Origin of the sequence: Afifella marina DSM 2698 (genome assembly GCF_900102695.1) — a bacterium.
GTDB classification, from domain to species: domain Bacteria; phylum Pseudomonadota; class Alphaproteobacteria; order Rhizobiales; family Afifellaceae; genus Afifella; species Afifella marina.
On sequence record NZ_FMVW01000002.1, the window covers coordinates 298,013 to 312,202 of the forward strand.

The 14,190-nt window shown below is 63.6% G+C and carries 11 protein-coding genes; 3 read left to right on the forward strand and 8 right to left on the reverse strand.

Annotated features, from left to right (window positions below; all coding sequences use genetic code 11):
• Window position 1: 1 nt before the first annotated feature.
• The 3 genes from BLP76_RS06170 to BLP76_RS06180 all read right to left on the reverse strand — a co-directional run bounded on the left by BLP76_RS06170 (window position 2) and on the right by BLP76_RS06180 (window position 4,137).
• Window positions 2-1,489 carry a Fe-S-containing protein gene (locus BLP76_RS06170; protein WP_092810654.1) on the reverse strand — a complete coding sequence of 496 codons (1,488 nt, stop codon included), beginning with the start codon at window positions 1,487-1,489 and terminating at the stop codon, window positions 2-4.
• Window positions 1,490-1,560: 71 nt separating this feature from the next.
• Complete coding sequence (locus tag BLP76_RS06175; RefSeq protein WP_092810656.1) at window positions 1,561-2,094, reverse strand: iron transporter; 534 nt, start codon at window positions 2,092-2,094, stop codon at window positions 1,561-1,563.
• A gap of 81 nt (window positions 2,095-2,175) precedes the next feature.
• Entirely contained in the window at window positions 2,176-4,137 is a 1,962-nt protein-coding gene (locus tag BLP76_RS06180) for an FTR1 family iron permease (protein WP_170130491.1), read from the reverse strand.
• 213 nt (window positions 4,138-4,350) lie between these two features.
• On the opposite strand from BLP76_RS06180, the gene BLP76_RS06185 reads away from it, so the two are divergent.
• Window positions 4,351-5,124: a HugZ family pyridoxamine 5'-phosphate oxidase gene (locus BLP76_RS06185; protein WP_092810661.1), complete on the forward strand. Its 774-nt coding sequence runs from the start codon at window positions 4,351-4,353 to the stop codon at window positions 5,122-5,124.
• Between the two features lie 27 nt (window positions 5,125-5,151).
• Here the strand turns inward: BLP76_RS06185 and BLP76_RS06190 are convergent, their stop codons facing one another.
• Genes BLP76_RS06190 through BLP76_RS06200 form a run of 3 tightly spaced genes read right to left on the reverse strand, consistent with a single transcriptional unit; the run spans window position 5,152 to window position 7,208 of the window.
• The gene (locus tag BLP76_RS06190; RefSeq protein WP_092810663.1) at window positions 5,152-5,544 is read right to left on the reverse strand and encodes a Fur family transcriptional regulator; all 393 of its coding nucleotides are present in this window, start codon (window positions 5,542-5,544) and stop codon (window positions 5,152-5,154) included.
• Between the two features lie 4 nt (window positions 5,545-5,548).
• On the reverse strand, window positions 5,549-6,376 hold the full coding sequence (znuB, locus tag BLP76_RS06195) for a zinc ABC transporter permease subunit ZnuB (protein ID WP_092810665.1): 828 nt from the start codon (window positions 6,374-6,376) through the stop codon (window positions 5,549-5,551).
• Window positions 6,369-7,208 carry an ATP-binding cassette domain-containing protein gene (locus tag BLP76_RS06200; RefSeq protein ID WP_244514470.1) on the reverse strand — a complete coding sequence of 280 codons (840 nt, stop codon included), beginning with the start codon at window positions 7,206-7,208 and terminating at the stop codon, window positions 6,369-6,371. The genes znuB and BLP76_RS06200 overlap by 8 nt, the downstream gene beginning before the upstream one ends.
• A 178-nt stretch (window positions 7,209-7,386) precedes the next feature.
• On the opposite strand from BLP76_RS06200, the gene BLP76_RS06205 reads away from it, so the two are divergent.
• Window positions 7,387-8,391 (forward strand): zinc ABC transporter substrate-binding protein, encoded by a 1,005-nt coding sequence (locus BLP76_RS06205; protein WP_244514472.1) that lies wholly within the window; start codon window positions 7,387-7,389, stop codon window positions 8,389-8,391.
• A gap of 51 nt (window positions 8,392-8,442) precedes the next feature.
• Window positions 8,443-9,366: an alpha/beta fold hydrolase gene (locus tag BLP76_RS06210; protein ID WP_244514474.1), complete on the forward strand. Its 924-nt coding sequence runs from the start codon at window positions 8,443-8,445 to the stop codon at window positions 9,364-9,366.
• 494 nt (window positions 9,367-9,860) lie between these two features.
• On the opposite strand, the gene BLP76_RS06215 is transcribed toward BLP76_RS06210, so the two are convergent.
• Entirely contained in the window at window positions 9,861-11,066 is a 1,206-nt protein-coding gene (locus tag BLP76_RS06215) for a porin (RefSeq protein WP_092810671.1), read from the reverse strand.
• A gap of 378 nt (window positions 11,067-11,444) precedes the next feature.
• Window positions 11,445-14,018 (reverse strand): sensor domain-containing protein, encoded by a 2,574-nt coding sequence (locus BLP76_RS06220; protein ID WP_170130490.1) that lies wholly within the window; start codon window positions 14,016-14,018, stop codon window positions 11,445-11,447.
• Window positions 14,019-14,190 lie beyond the last annotated feature (172 nt).

The following is a 14,190-nucleotide window of genomic DNA, read 5'->3' on the forward strand; positions in this document are numbered from 1 at the left end:
ATCAGTCCTCCGGCTGCCAGCTGACGCGGGCAGGTGCGAGCGGTTCGTGGCTGTATTTCTCGGGCGCGTCGCGGAAAGCGTCGTAGGAGTCCTCGCCGGTGAAATAATAGGTCCGGCCTTCGAACTCGAAGCTGAAGGGCGCGTCGGTGTTGACGAGGGGCTCGCCGGTGACGGGATCGGTCACATCGGTGGAGACGACCTCGGAGAAGAAGCGGGCGCCTTTTTCGAGCTCCAGCTGCGCGATGACGATGTCGCCGTTCGCCTCCTCATGCTTCAGCGGGATCGGGTTGCAGCCGCCGGCCTTGCCGATCGAGGGCACGAAGATGCGCACGTTGCAGGCGATGCAGATGATCTCGTTGCCGCGCTGGATATAGCCCTTGTCGCCACAGATCATGCAGGCGTCGTAGACCACGCCGATGGCGACATGCTCTGCGTCGAAGCGGTTGATGAGGAAAAACCGCACCCGGTGGCCGTCGCTGGAGACGTAAGCGAAACGGTGCAGCGTGCCGTCCTTCACCTGATCGATCGGAATGCGGACGGTGCCTTGATCGTCGACCGACACGGGCGTTGCCTCCGAAAGCCGGGGCGGTTGCGAGGCGTAGAGGTCGTAATAGAGCATCGAGGCGACGATGAAGGTCATCGCCGCGGCCAGTCCGCGGAACCAGCGCCGCTCGCCGAGGGCAAAGGCCTTGAGCTTGCGGCGCTCGGTGCGTGCCTGCCCGGCGAGGTCGTCGCTCAAGACGGCGGGGCGCGGCGCACGCAGAAGGAAGGCGGCGCCGAGAATGAGGGCCAGAACGAGTTCGGCGTAAACGGCGGCTTCGGCGTAATAATCGGCCTTGGCGACGAGCGAGACGCGCGCCGAGGTGACCTGCAGCCAGCCGACCTGCAAGAGGCCCAGCATGACGTCGCCGCCCCAGACCGCCGCCTCGATGAGGACGGCGAGAACGAGGAGGCCGAGGCCGATGAGCGGCGTGCGGCTTGCGGCATGGCTGACGGCCGCGGCGAAGGCGCCGAGGGCTGCGGCCGCGATGACGACCGCAAGCACGTTGAGGATGAGCTCGGTGTTGAGGACGCTCGTCGCGGTCAGCGCATGGGTGGTGGTGTCATCGGCGAAGACGAGCGCCGCCTGCGCCGTCAGGATCGCGACGAGAAGCGCGAAGATCGGCAGCGCGACGAAGCGGGCTGCCGAAAAACGCAGGGCAAAGGGAGCGGAAAGAATGGCCAGGAGGGCGGCGGCCAGACACGCGCCCTCCATGACCATCTTCGCTTCCGTCAACGCCGCCGCGCCGTCCGCCCAGAAAAAGGCGAAGGCGCCGATCGCAATTCCTGCGATCAGCGCCGGCACGGCGATGAAGGTGAGGTGACGACGCAGCCTTTCTTCTGCGGCGAGCGTCGTTCTTGCCGCTTTCAGAAGAAGGCCCGCATATAGCGCCGCTATGAACGTGGCGGGCCCGAAGGCGCGAAACATATCGGCGAGATAGAAACTCACGTCATCCCTCACTCACGCCCCAGGCTCCGCTTCGAAAAGCGGAGCCTGACACGCTTCATGTCGTTGTTTGCTTAGTCCTTGAGCGGGACGAAGCTGAATTCGTATTCGACGTCGAGCGGCTCGAACCAGCGGCCGACGCCCGTATCTTCGTCGGTGTGGCGGCCGAAGCCCTGCCGCGAAGGCGGATCGATGTGATAGCTGAGACGGTAATTGCCGGGGCCCGACATCTTGATGTTGGAGCCGTAATGCGGCCCGTCGATGGCCACCATCGGCATCAGGTTGCCGCTCGTCACCTTGCCGGTGTCGAGGTTTTCCAACGTATAGCCGATGGTGAGGTAGGGAATCCACTCGCCGGCGCCGAAACCGTTCGGATTGCCCTGCGTGGCGTGAATATCAGCCTCGATGTGAATGTCCGCCTGATCGGCCGGAAGGTCGATGCCGCGCGGCTCCATGTCGATCGGCGACAGGTAGACGGCCGCGATCTCCATATTGGCCATCTCTTTGGCCTCGCCGGCCGGATATTCCTTGAACTCGGCATGCGCGGCGCTCGCCATGCCGGCGGAGAAAACCACCGCAGTCAACAATTTGGTACATCTTGCAATCATCGCCAATTCTCCTGTCTGGCGGGTGAGAAGCTTGGTCGTTGTCAGACGGACTTTCGTCCGATCTCGACGCCGCGGGGGAGGTCAGCCGGCATGGGCGGGCCTTCCTGAGCGGCGGACGAGAGGGATGGCCAGAAGCGCAAGCGCGATCAGCACGAGCTGGGGTGCGAGCGTCTGGACGTAGGGGAAGATGCCGAGAAGCGGCACTTGCGGAACCCAGGAAACGAGCGTCGGCTCCAGGACCTTGCCTTCGATCAGCTCCATGACGCCTTTGCCGGCGAAAACGAAGGCGAGGTAGTAGAGGAGCGCGCTGGTGAAGATGAAGAAGGGCCGGATCGGCAGCTTGAGGGCGCCGTAGCGCATGACGAAATAGATGATCGCGAGGAGGCCGAGGCCGATGATGAAGCCCGCAAGGATCGACGAGCCGCCGCTCGCATCGGCGCCGACGGCGAGCGCCTTGTAGAAGAGGACGGTCTCCGCGCCTTCGCGGTAGACGGCGAGGAAGCCCGCGAGCCAGAGCGCCGTCAGGGAGCCGGTCGAGAGGGAATCGCCGATCTTGCCCTTGAGATAGGCGGTCCACTTTTGCGCTTCGGCCTTGGAGATGAGCCAGTAGCTCATGGTGAAGAGGACGACGGTGGCGATCAGCATCGTCACGCCTTCGAGGATCTCCTGCTGCGAAGCGGCAATCTCGAAGACCCATTGCACGAGAATGGCGGTCGCGACGCTGAGGACGAGGGCGACGACGACGGAATTGTAGACGACGCGCTTCTTCTCGAGGTGGCCGATCTTATCAAGATAGGTGAGCATCGCGGTGACCACGAGCATCGCCTCGAAGCCTTCGCGCAGGATGATGGTGAGCGAGTAGACGAAGAGCGTCCACGGGGAATCGGCGGTGCCGCCACCGAGCTGTTCCGCGGCAGTTGCGAAATCCGTGTTTGCCGTGGCGAGGTCTTCTTCGAGCGCGGCCGGTTCGAGGCCGCCGCGCATGGCGCCGACGAGCTTGGTGAAATGACCTTCGAGCTTCGTCTTGAACGCGGTGTCGCGGGCGCCGATCGCGGCTTCCATGCCGCTGCCTTCGAAGACGTCGAAATAGGTGTCCTGCACCGCGCCGATCGCCTTTCGGGTGTCGCCGGCGCGATAGGTTTCGATCGCGGCTGCGAGCCTCTCGTCGATGGTGGCGATGACGCCCTGCCAGTCCTTGGAATTTGCGGATGAGGCTGCCGTCGCGCGGTTTTCCATGCCGGGCAGGAGAGGCAGGCCCGGAAGGTCGTCTTCGATGTCGGCGACCAGAATGTCGCCGGAGGCGCGCACCATACGCGCCGGCTTGCCGTCTTCGACGAGGCCGAGGATGCGGGTGAATTCGGCGTTGAATTCGGCGTCCTGGCGCTGCGAGACGTGACGGCGGATGACGGTTTCGAGGAGGGAATTCTTGTAGCCTTCGAACTGCGCCTGGGTGATCAGCGCCTTCGCCTTGTCGGCATTGCCGTTTTCATAGGCGTCGGCCGCGTCCGACATCAGCTTGCCGACATGATCGACTGCCTGCTGCCAGTACGGCTCGACGGTCTTCGGCGCGGCGTCTGCCGGGGGATTTCCCGAGGCGTCGGCCGTGGTTGCGGCGTGGCCGGTCTCCGCCTTGATATGCACGCCTTCTTCGAGCTGCGGCACGACCTCTTCGAGTGCCGCGATCTGGGCTTCGATGCGTGCGCGAACCGTTGCGGCGGGAACGCCGTCGATGATCGCCTGGCGAATATCGCCAAATTCCGCCTCGAGCTCGTAGCTGCGCTTGGCGGAGATGTTGATGCGGATCGGGCCTTCGAGATTTTCGAAGATTTCAAAATAAGAACCCTGGACGAGATCTTTCGCGGCCTCCGCATCGCCAGCGTCATAACTGTCGGCGGCCTTGGCGAGACGCTCTTCAATCTTGCTCACCAAGCCGCGATAGTCGGGCTCGGCCGCATAAGACGGCGCGGCAAAGAAGACGCTGAGCAGAAGCACAACCAGGAGCGCCGGCCAGGCAAAAGACGAATGCGGGGGGCGTGCCTTCATCTTTTGCCTGCCGGCGTTGGGAAACGCAGCGCGATCGGGTGCGGCAGCCGCAAGCGGCAGGGTTTGCGTTTCCGATAGCATTTAAGACCTCGTCCAAAGAACAGTTTGGGGTTAGCTCTTCTTGACTTTTAGAGTCAACATTGCTCTGCAGCGACCAAATGTCCGTCGCGCAAGACGTCGCGATGGTGGGAGAAATCGGAGGGCCGCAGGCCTATGAATGACAAGAACAAAGTGATCCGGCCGACGGACGACGAGGCACGGAGCCTCGCCAAGCGGCTCATCCGTATGGCCCGTTTCGGCGCGTTGGCGACGCTCGAGGCGGAAACCGGTCACCCGCTTGCCACCCGCACGGCGCTTGCCACCGATATGGATGGTACACCGATCATCCTGATCTCGGAACTCTCTGCGCATCGCCACGCGCTCATGTCAGATCCGCGCTGTTCGCTGATGGTGGGCGAACCCGGGCGGGGCGACCCTTTGGCGCATCCAAGGTTGACCATGATGGGCAAGGCGCGCCGGGTCGCCGCGGAGGATCCGGCGCATCAGCGGCTTCGTCGCCGCTATCTCGCGCGCCAGCCCAAGGCGCAGCTTTATGTGGATTTCGCCGATTTCGCCTTCTTCCGCATCGAGCCGGAGCGGGCGAGCCTCAATGGCGGTTTCGGCAAGGCGTTTCTGCTCGAACGCGAGGATTTCGTGCTGCCTTCGGAGCTCGTCGCGGAGCTGGAGCCGGTCGAGTATGAGGCCGTCAAGCATATGAACGAGGATCACCGCGAGGCGATCGGGCTCTACGCCACGGTTCTGTGCAAGGGGAAAGCGCCTGCCGATGAATGGTGGATGGCTTCGCTCGATCCCGAAGGGGCCGATCTCGTCTCCGGCGATCTCGTGGAACGTCTCGTCTTTCTGGAGAGACTGGCCTCCCCACAGGATTTGCAGCCGATGCTGGTGCGGCTGGCGAAAGATGCGCGGGCGCGGCAGCCGGCCGGCTGACGAGGTGACGCCAGGGGCTGTACCGTCTCAGTGGCAGGCGGCGCAGCGCCCCTTGATCTCCAACGTGGTGCGGGTCGGGATGAAATCGTGCTCGTGGCTCCAGGCGGCGAGCCGGCTCTGCAGGACGGGATCGCAGAATTCCTCCACCCGGCCGCAGGCTTCGCAGATCGCAAACGCAACCATTTCGCCGCCATGCTCGGCCGCATGCGAACAGGCGACGAAGGCGTTCAGCGATTCGATGCGATGGACGAGCTTGTGCTCGGTCAGCTTGTCGAGGGCGCGGTAGACCTGGAGCGGCGCCCGCAATCCTTCGGGGCGCAATTCGTCGAGGATCTGATAGGCGCTGAGCGGGCTCTTGGCCTCGCTGAGAACCGACATCACCAGCGACTGGTTTTTCGTCAGGGCGGGCGTTTCGTTCATTGTCTCACTCCGTTCCCGTGACTTCTTCGGCCTTGAGGCGCTCCGGCTCGACCATCCTCCATGTGAGGCTTGCCAGGAACAGGATCAATGCGGCGACGACGATGGAGGGGCCGGAGGGGGTGTCGAATTCGAGCGAGGCGAAGAGGCCGCCGGAGGCCGCAAGCGCACCCACGATCGCCGCGATCATGGCCATCCGCTCCGGCGTTGAGGCAAAGCGGCGCGCGGTTGCCGCCGGAATGATGAGGAGCGAGGTGATGAGGAGAACGCCGACGATCTTCATCGCTCCGGCGATGACGGCGGCCATCAAAAGCATGAAGACGAGGCGGGCGCGTTCGGTCGCAAGGCCTTCGGCGACGGCGATTTCCGGCGAGATCGTGCCGGCGAGAAGCGGGCGCCAGATGGCGACGAGAATGGCGAGGACGACGGCGCCGACGCCGTAGATGATCATCACGTCGGTGCGCGAAACGGCGAGGATGTCGCCGAAGAGGTAGCTCATCAGATCGATGCGGATCCAGGTCATGAAGGCGATCAGGACGAGGCCCAAAGCGAGCGTCGAATGGGCGAGGATGCCGAGAAGCGCATCGGCGGGGAGCGAGCGGTTGCGCGACAGGGCCACGAGACCGAGCGAGGCGGAGGTCGCGACGGCGAAGACGCCGAAGGTCAGGTTGATGTCGAAGAGAAAGGCGATGGCGACGCCGAGAAGGGCGGAATGGGCCATGGTGTCGCCGAAATAGGCCATGCGCCGCCAGACGACGAAGCAGCCGAGCGGGCCGGCGACAAGCGCAACGCCGATGCCGGCGAGGAGGGCGCGGACGAAGAAATCATCAAGCATGGCGGTGGCCTGAAGCGGTGCCGGTGCGGATCGGCTGAGAGAGCGGGTTCTCCTCCACATCGTCGCTGTTGGCGGAGAGGGGGGCGCCTTCGGAGGCGTGATTGTGGGCGTGATCGTGGCGGTAGATTGCGAGTGTTTCGGAGGCGCGCGGCCCGAACAGGCGCTGATAGGCTTCGCTCGCGGCCACCTGTTCCGGCGGGCCCGAGCAGCAGACATGGCCGTTCAGGCACAGGACCCGGTCCGTCTGCGCCATGACGATGTGAAGGTCGTGGGAGATCAGCAGGATTCCGCAATCGAGCCTGTCGCGGATCTGGCCGATCAGATTGTAGATGGCGATCTCGCCGGTGAAATCGACGCCCTGCACGGGTTCGTCGAAGACGAGGAGATCGGGTTTGCGAATGAGTGCGCGGGCGATGAGGACGCGCTGGAACTCGCCGCCCGAGAGCTGCTGCAAAGCCGCGCCTGCGAGATGGGCCACACCGGTTTCGGCGAGGGCCGCCGTGATCGCCGCGGCCGGAAAGCGTGCGGTCAAGGCCATGAAGCGGCCGACCGACAAAGGCATGGTGCGGTCGATCGTCAATTGCTGCGGCACGTAGCCGACCGTCAACTTCGGGGCGCGGCGGATCTCGCCTTCATCGGGCGCGATGACGCCGAGGAGCGATTTCGCCGTGGTGCTCTTGCCGCTGCCGTTCGGTCCGATGAGCGTGACGATTTCGCCGCGGCGGATGGAGAGATCGACAGCCCGGACCAGCCATTTGCGGCCCCTGCGCACGCCGAGACCTTCGATCTCGACGAGGAGATCGGCGTCTTTTCCAAATTTTTCGCTGCGCATCATCCTCTCCGGTTGCCGCGCTCTATGGCCCATGTTATAGAGTTACGCAAGATATGTAATGTAATAACATATCTGACTTATGCAATTTAGAGGTCGATTCATGCGCAAAAGGCATCCTCTTGCATCCCTCGCCCAGGGGGTTGCGGCAGGGCTCGTTCTATCATGGGGAACGCAGGCGATGGCCGCGGCCCCCGATGTCGCCGTCTCCATCAAGCCCGTGCACTCGCTCGTCGCGGCCGTCATGGAGGGCGTTGGAAGTCCGCATCTCATCGTCGCGAACGGTTCGCCGCATGATTACGCCCTGAAGCCGTCCGATGCACGGGCCTTGGAAGGGGCCGATATCGTTTTCTGGGTTGGGCCGGAAATCGAGGCCTTTCTGACGGAGCCGCTCAAGACGATCGCGCCCGATGCGAAGAAGGTTGCGCTGTCGCGGGCGCCCGGCGTCACGCTTCTGCCGCCGCGGGAGGACGGGGCTTTCGAGCCTCACCACCACGGACATGAGCATGGCGAGGATGGCGCCCATGAGGAGGATGCTCATGCCGATGCCGGGCATGACCATGACGGTGACGACCACGCCAGCGATGAGCATGCCGATCACGATCACGGCGATCATGACGATGGCGATCACGATCATGCCGATCATGAGCATGCCGGGCACGATCATGAAGGCGAGATCGACCCGCATATGTGGCTCGATCCGGAGAATGCCAAGGCGATGGTGAACGAGATCGAGACGGAGCTTGCCGACATCGATCCCGACAATGCCGAGACCTATGCCAAGAATGCCGAGAAGACGCGCGAACGGCTCGACAGCCTCACCTCCGAACTTTCTGGCGAGCTCGCCGGGTTGAAGGGCAAGCCCTTCATCGTTTTCCACGACGCCTATCAGTATTTCGAAAAGAGGTTCGGGCTGGAAGCGGCCGGTTCCGTGACGGTGAGCCCCGAAGTCTCGCCGGGCGCGCAGCGCGTCTCGGAGATTTCCGCGAAGATCCGCAATCTCGGCGTCGTCTGCGTCTTTGCCGAGCCGCAGTTTACGCCCAAGCTGATTACGGTCGTCACCGAAGGCACGGATGCAAAGAGCGGCGTGCTCGATCCGATCGGTGCCGACCTTGAAGCGGGACCCGACCTTTATTTCGAGCTTCTCGAGTACAACGCCGAGGCGCTTCAAGACTGCCTCGGCTGACGACGCCCCAATCCTTGGACGGATTGGACGAAAAACGCTATTGCCTGTTCCATGAACGAAGAAGCCATGGCCGGGACAGGCGAGCATGAAGGGCGCGTCTTATACGTGAAGGCGCAGGACGGGCTGAAGCTCGCCCTGCGCCTTTATGGTGACTGGCAAAGCCCGGCGCTGCCGCTCGTCTGCCTGCCGGGCCTGTCGCGCAACGGGCGCGATTTCGGCAGGCTGGCGCAGTTCTTTTCCACCCATGCCGATACGCCGCGGCTGGTTGCGGCTCTCGATTACCGCGGACGCGGATTGTCCGGCTACGATCCGGACTGGACGCATTACACGCCGATGGTGGAAGCCGACGACGTTCTCGCCGTCACCACGGCTCTCGGCATTGAGCGGGCGATCCTCGTTGGAACCTCGCGCGGTGGCATCATCTCGATGATCCTCGGAGCCATGCGGCCCGGCCTTATCGCAGGTGTCGTCCTCAACGATATCGGCCCCAAGATCGAAGGGACCGGCCTCGCCCGTATCAAGAACTATCTCTCCAATATGCGCACGCCGCGATCTATGGCGGAAGCCGAGAAGATTGTTCGCCAGATCGCCGGCCATTCCTTTACCGCGCTCAGCGATGACGATTGGCGCGCCTATACGCACGCCCTGTTCGTGGAGCGCGATGGGGCGATCAAGCCGGACTACGATCCGAAGCTTCTGAAGAGCGTCGCGACGCTCGATCTCGAAGAGGCGGTGCCGACGCTCTGGCCGCAGTTCGACAGCCTGCGGCACGTTCCGCTGTTGTCGATCCGGGGCGAGAATTCCGATCTGTTGTCCGCGGCGACCGTGGAGGAGATGGCCTGGCGCCATCCCGGCATGGAGCGGCTGACAGTCGAGGGGCAGGGGCATGCGCCTTTGCTGCGCGATCAGCCGACGCTCGATCGGATGGTGGCCTTTGCCCGCCGCTGCGACGCGCATCAACCACCGACAACATAGAGACGTCGGCGAATTTCGCCTGAAACTCTCCGGAAGCTCATCTGAAACTTCTCTGAGACGCCCGTGAAGCGGCTGTGCCGCCGGCACTGCGAAGGCCGGGGCCTCTCAGGTTTCGACTTCGGGAGAGGCGAAATGACGGGGATGGCGGCTTAACCGGGGGCGCGTTGAAGAGCCCTGCGAGCTTTGCCCGGCCCCTGTCTGCCCAGTCCCTTCTACCCGGTGCTGCCCGCTCTGTTCGTGCTGCTGCGTTCGGCTTTGACCGACCGAGCGGGCCTTGGACGTTCTACGTGGCCGTTCTGCGGGGGCGACCGAACGTGGGGGAGGGACGCTTATCGCGCGGGCCTTCTCGGCTTTCTCACCCAGATGGTGGCGAGCCTTGAGGCAACCTGCCTGCTCTTGAAAGGCGCAGAACCTGTGAAGGCCGGATCGCAGGCCATAAAGAAAAGGCCCGGCGTTGCCGCCGGGCCTTCCCGAATTCCGATCGCTTGAAGCGATTAGAACGTGCGCTGAGCGCGGAACATCACGCCCCAGATGTCGTCCGGATCGGAGGAGTCCGCAAACTCCCAATCGACGTTGTTGTAGGCAACTTCGACGCCCATCAGGAAGCCAGAGACCGGCGTCCAAGCGACGTTACCGGAGATGCCGTAGAAGTCGAGATCGCCGAGAGCCTTGTAGTCGATGTCCGTGTAGGACGCATTCAGAGACGCCGTCCACTGCGTGGCGAAGTCAGCCGAAATGCCGCCGCGGACGTTCCAGGCCTTCGTCAGCTCGATGGAGCCATCGTCGTCGAGGGTCACGTCAGAGAGCGTGTTCTCGAGGATGAGGCTGTTCACGCCGGCGGTGATGTAAGAAACAGCACCCTGCGTGTAGTTGGCCTGAACCGAAGCCTCGAAGCCCGTGCCCGGGATGCCGGCGGTCACGCCAGCGCCGATGGCCCAGCCGAGATCGCTGTCGTCGTCGCCGTCGAAGAGGGCGTCGTCGACGAATTCGACACCGGTGTCATGAATGACACCCATGATCTGGGCCGAACCCCAGCCCTGATCGACGCGCACGTTGGCGACGACGTCCGGGAATTCCTGACCGTCGATGACAACGCCATCGAAGTGCGCACGACGGCCGCCGGAAGCGGCGTCTTCGAACGACAGCGTGGCGGAAACGCCATTGCCGACGTTGAAGGTGTACGCGAACAGCGTCTGCTCGGTCGTGTTATCGTCGATGCCGATACGCGTGCCGTAGCCGTAGGTGCCGAAGAAGTCGAAGAACGACGAGGCATGACCGACGGTCAGGGTGCCCATGTCATTCGAGAGCTGGATGAAAGCGTTCTCGAGGTACTGGCCCTCTTCGTAGTTGTCGGCGAAGCTCGACGGGCCGATCTGGAGCGAAGAGCTCACATAGGCACGCAGAAGACCGAAATCGGTCTGCGTACGGGCGTCGAGGCGGACATAGCCACGAGCACGCGAGGTGAACTCGTTGAACGTGTCGCCCTGGTCGTCGCCATTGACGTAATGAGCTTCAACGCGGACCCGACCGCCGACCTTCAAGCAGGTGTCGGTGCCCGGGATGTAGTAGAATCCAGCGCCAAACGCATCGCAAATCCGCACATATTCGACCGGCTCTGCGACCGGCAGATCGGCGGCCTGTGCTCCGGTGACGGCCATCACTGCAGCCGCCGAGCCGAAAAGAAGGCTCTTGAGTTTCATTTGTAGACCTCCAGTCCAAGTTGCACGAGCCGGGGGATAATGCGTTCAGTCCGCGCCTTTATTGGCGTCGGTTCTGAGTGGCGTCCCCCGCCCCTCAACCTTCTCCGTTTCGAAGAAGTGGGCTGCCTCGTGGCTGCCTGAGGCCACACTATTCATCCGCCTTGCACAGGCAACATCAGAATGCCTGCGCCACCGGCTTTGGCAGTCGATGTTGCACAATTGCCACGAAGCAGGCCCCAAACCCTAAGAAAACCTTAACGTGGACGCCGTTTCGGGCCTCTTTCGCGCCTCTTTGGGTCTTGCGCTCAGCGCTCGAGCTCGGGGTCGCGGAGAGAATCGTGCGCCAAAGCCACACATTCAGAGGGGCCCAAATGCGGATCAGGCGAATCTCTGTTGCCCCAGCGGAGCCACTTGGAGCGGAATCACGGGGCCTGCGAATCTCTCTTCAAAAATCTGGGGCGGCATTGGCGCGCCCGACAAAGGACCCTGAATGCGATCGCAGCCGGCGGCCAAGAGAGCCCGTTGCTGCGCCTCCGTCTCGACACCTTCCGCGATGACCATGAGATTGAGGCTGTCGGCAATGCGCACGACCTTGCGGATGAGAGAAGGCGGCTCGGCTGCGATATCGCGCATATCCGCCGGATCGATCTTGATCTCGTCGAAGGGCAGCGCTTTGAGCTGGGCGAGGCGCGTGAGGCGGCCGCCGAAGCTCTTGAGCGTGAAGCGCACGCCGGAACGGCGCAGCCGATGCATTTTGTCTGCGAGTGCCACATCGTTCTTGCCGACGATGATCTCGGGCAATTCGAGCGTGAGGCGCCTGGGGTCGGCGCCGGCGTCCAGAAGAAAGCGGTTGATCCGTCTGACCGCGCCGCGCTCGTGCAGCATGCGCGCGCTGACACCCACGGAAAGCGACAACCCGCAGAGTTCGGCCGTCTTGCCCCAGCTGCCGAGGAGTGCGCAGGCCTGAGCGATCGCCTGGCGCGTCAGGATTTCCGCCTGTCCGGTCTCTTCGGCGAAGCTTGCCAGCTCCTGACGGCGGAAAGTCCCCCATCTTTCATGGTGCCAGCAGGGCAGGAGCTCTGCCCCGCGGCAGATCCCGTCGACATCATATTGAGCCTCGAGCAGGAACTCGATGCCGCCGGCGTCGATCGCGCGGCGAAAGTCGGCCACCGCGCCGACATGCTCGCGTACGGGCGTCCGCTTTGCGGGGCTGAAGACGCTGAGGCCGTTGCGGCCGGCGGCCTTGGCTTCGTACATCGCGAGATCAGCGCGTTTGAGGAGCTCTTCCGGATCACTCTCGCGTCCGTCCAGCAAGGTGAGGCCGATCGAGCAGGTGGTCTGAAAGCGCTGCTCGTTGAGGAGGCAGGGCTGGTCGACGGCCTGCAGGACTTTGCGCGCGACCCTGTCGGCGTGGCGGATCGCCTGCGCTTCCGTATCGCCCAAATCCTGCAAGAGCACGACGAATTCGTCGCCGCCGAGCCGCGCGACCGTATCGAGCTCTCGCAGGCAGAGGCGCAGACGCTGGGCGGTGCTGGCGAGAAGGAGATCGCCGACATCGTGGCCGTAGCTGTCGTTGATGAGCTTGAAATTATCGAGATCGATGAAGAGGAGGGCGCCGAAGCTCTTGCGGCGCCGGCTTGCGGCAAGCGCCATCGCCAGCCTGTCGCGCAGCATCTGCCGGTTCGGCAGGCCGGTCAGCGAATCGAAATAGGCGAGCTCATAGATCTGCCGCTCATTGGTCTTGAGCGCGGTGACATCCGAAACGAGGCCATGCCAGAGGACGGAGCCATCGGGCTCACGGTCGGGTACGGCGCGACCGGACAGCCAGATCGTGCCGCGGTGGGGATGATTGACGCGAAATTCCAGCGCCCAGGGCGTCATGCGCGTTGCCGAGCGCAACAGGCTTGCCGACAGACGCGTGCGATCGTCGCGATGGACGGCTGCGAGGAGAGGAGAGGCATCGTTGCGTACGTCTTCCGGAGCCAGCCCGAAAAGCGGCTCCAGACCGAGACCGGCATAGGGGACGGCACTGGTCGCGTTCGGGCGGCGCCGCAGTTGAAAGAGACAGGCCGAAATGACGGCGCCGATCCTCTGCAGGCGCTCATGCAGCCTCAGCTGTTCGACCGTGCCCGTCACCTCGCGCACGGTTCCCTCATAATAAAGAGCCTCGCCGGTCGCCGGATCTCTGACGAGGTGGGCGTTCTCCTCCACCCAGATGCGCTCGCGCGTCTTGTGGCGGTAGACCTCGGAGATGAACCGCTCCACCCGACCATGTTCGCGAAGGGTGGCCTGGAATTCGGCCCTGCGCGTCGGGTCGACGTACCATTCCGTGGCGATGTCGTGGACATTCGCCAGCATCTCCGCCTCGCTGTCGTAGCCGTTGAGGCGCACGAGAGCGGGATTGGCGGCAAGCTGCCGCCCGTAGATGGAGGAGCGGTACACGCCTTCCTGAATGTTCTCATAGATGGCGCGGAACGTCGCCTCCGGCTCTTGTTCGATCCGGGGAGCCGGGGCCTGGGCGGCTTCTGGAGAAATGCCGTGAAGGATGGCGACGCATTCATCGGCGCGTGTGCCGCCGCTCGTGAAGGCGCTCAGTGTGAGATTGATCCGCACGGGACAGCCATTGCCGCCGATGCAGTGCATTTCGCCGCTGCATTCCGACAGAGCCCCGCAGCTGAGGCGCGTCAGGCGCTCGCCCCACAGATCGCGCTCCTCCGGAACGGCCAAAGATATCAGAGTGCGGCCGGCGAGCCCGTTCGGCTCGAAACCGAGAAGGGCGGCGCAGCGGGGGTTGATCCGGGTGAAGCCGCCGTCGGCGAAACGGATCTGGGCCGCGGCGACGACGTTTTGATCGAACAGAGAGGCCGGCGCGCTCGGCTGTAGCGTGCCTGTCTGTGGCGCGCTCATCTGCGGACGCACGGCGCAGCGCGGAGGCGGCTCAGAATCCGCCATATCCCTCGCACTCGCCGCTTGTTCCCCCATCGGCTCGTCCTCTCCAACCATTGGCACAGGTTCCCCCAGGCTTATGACCAATTCCCTAGGGGAATGATGCTGCCTTAACCTGTTTGGTTAGTAGGTGAATATAATCTTACTTCTGACGGTGTATTTATATTGTCTCCACCTG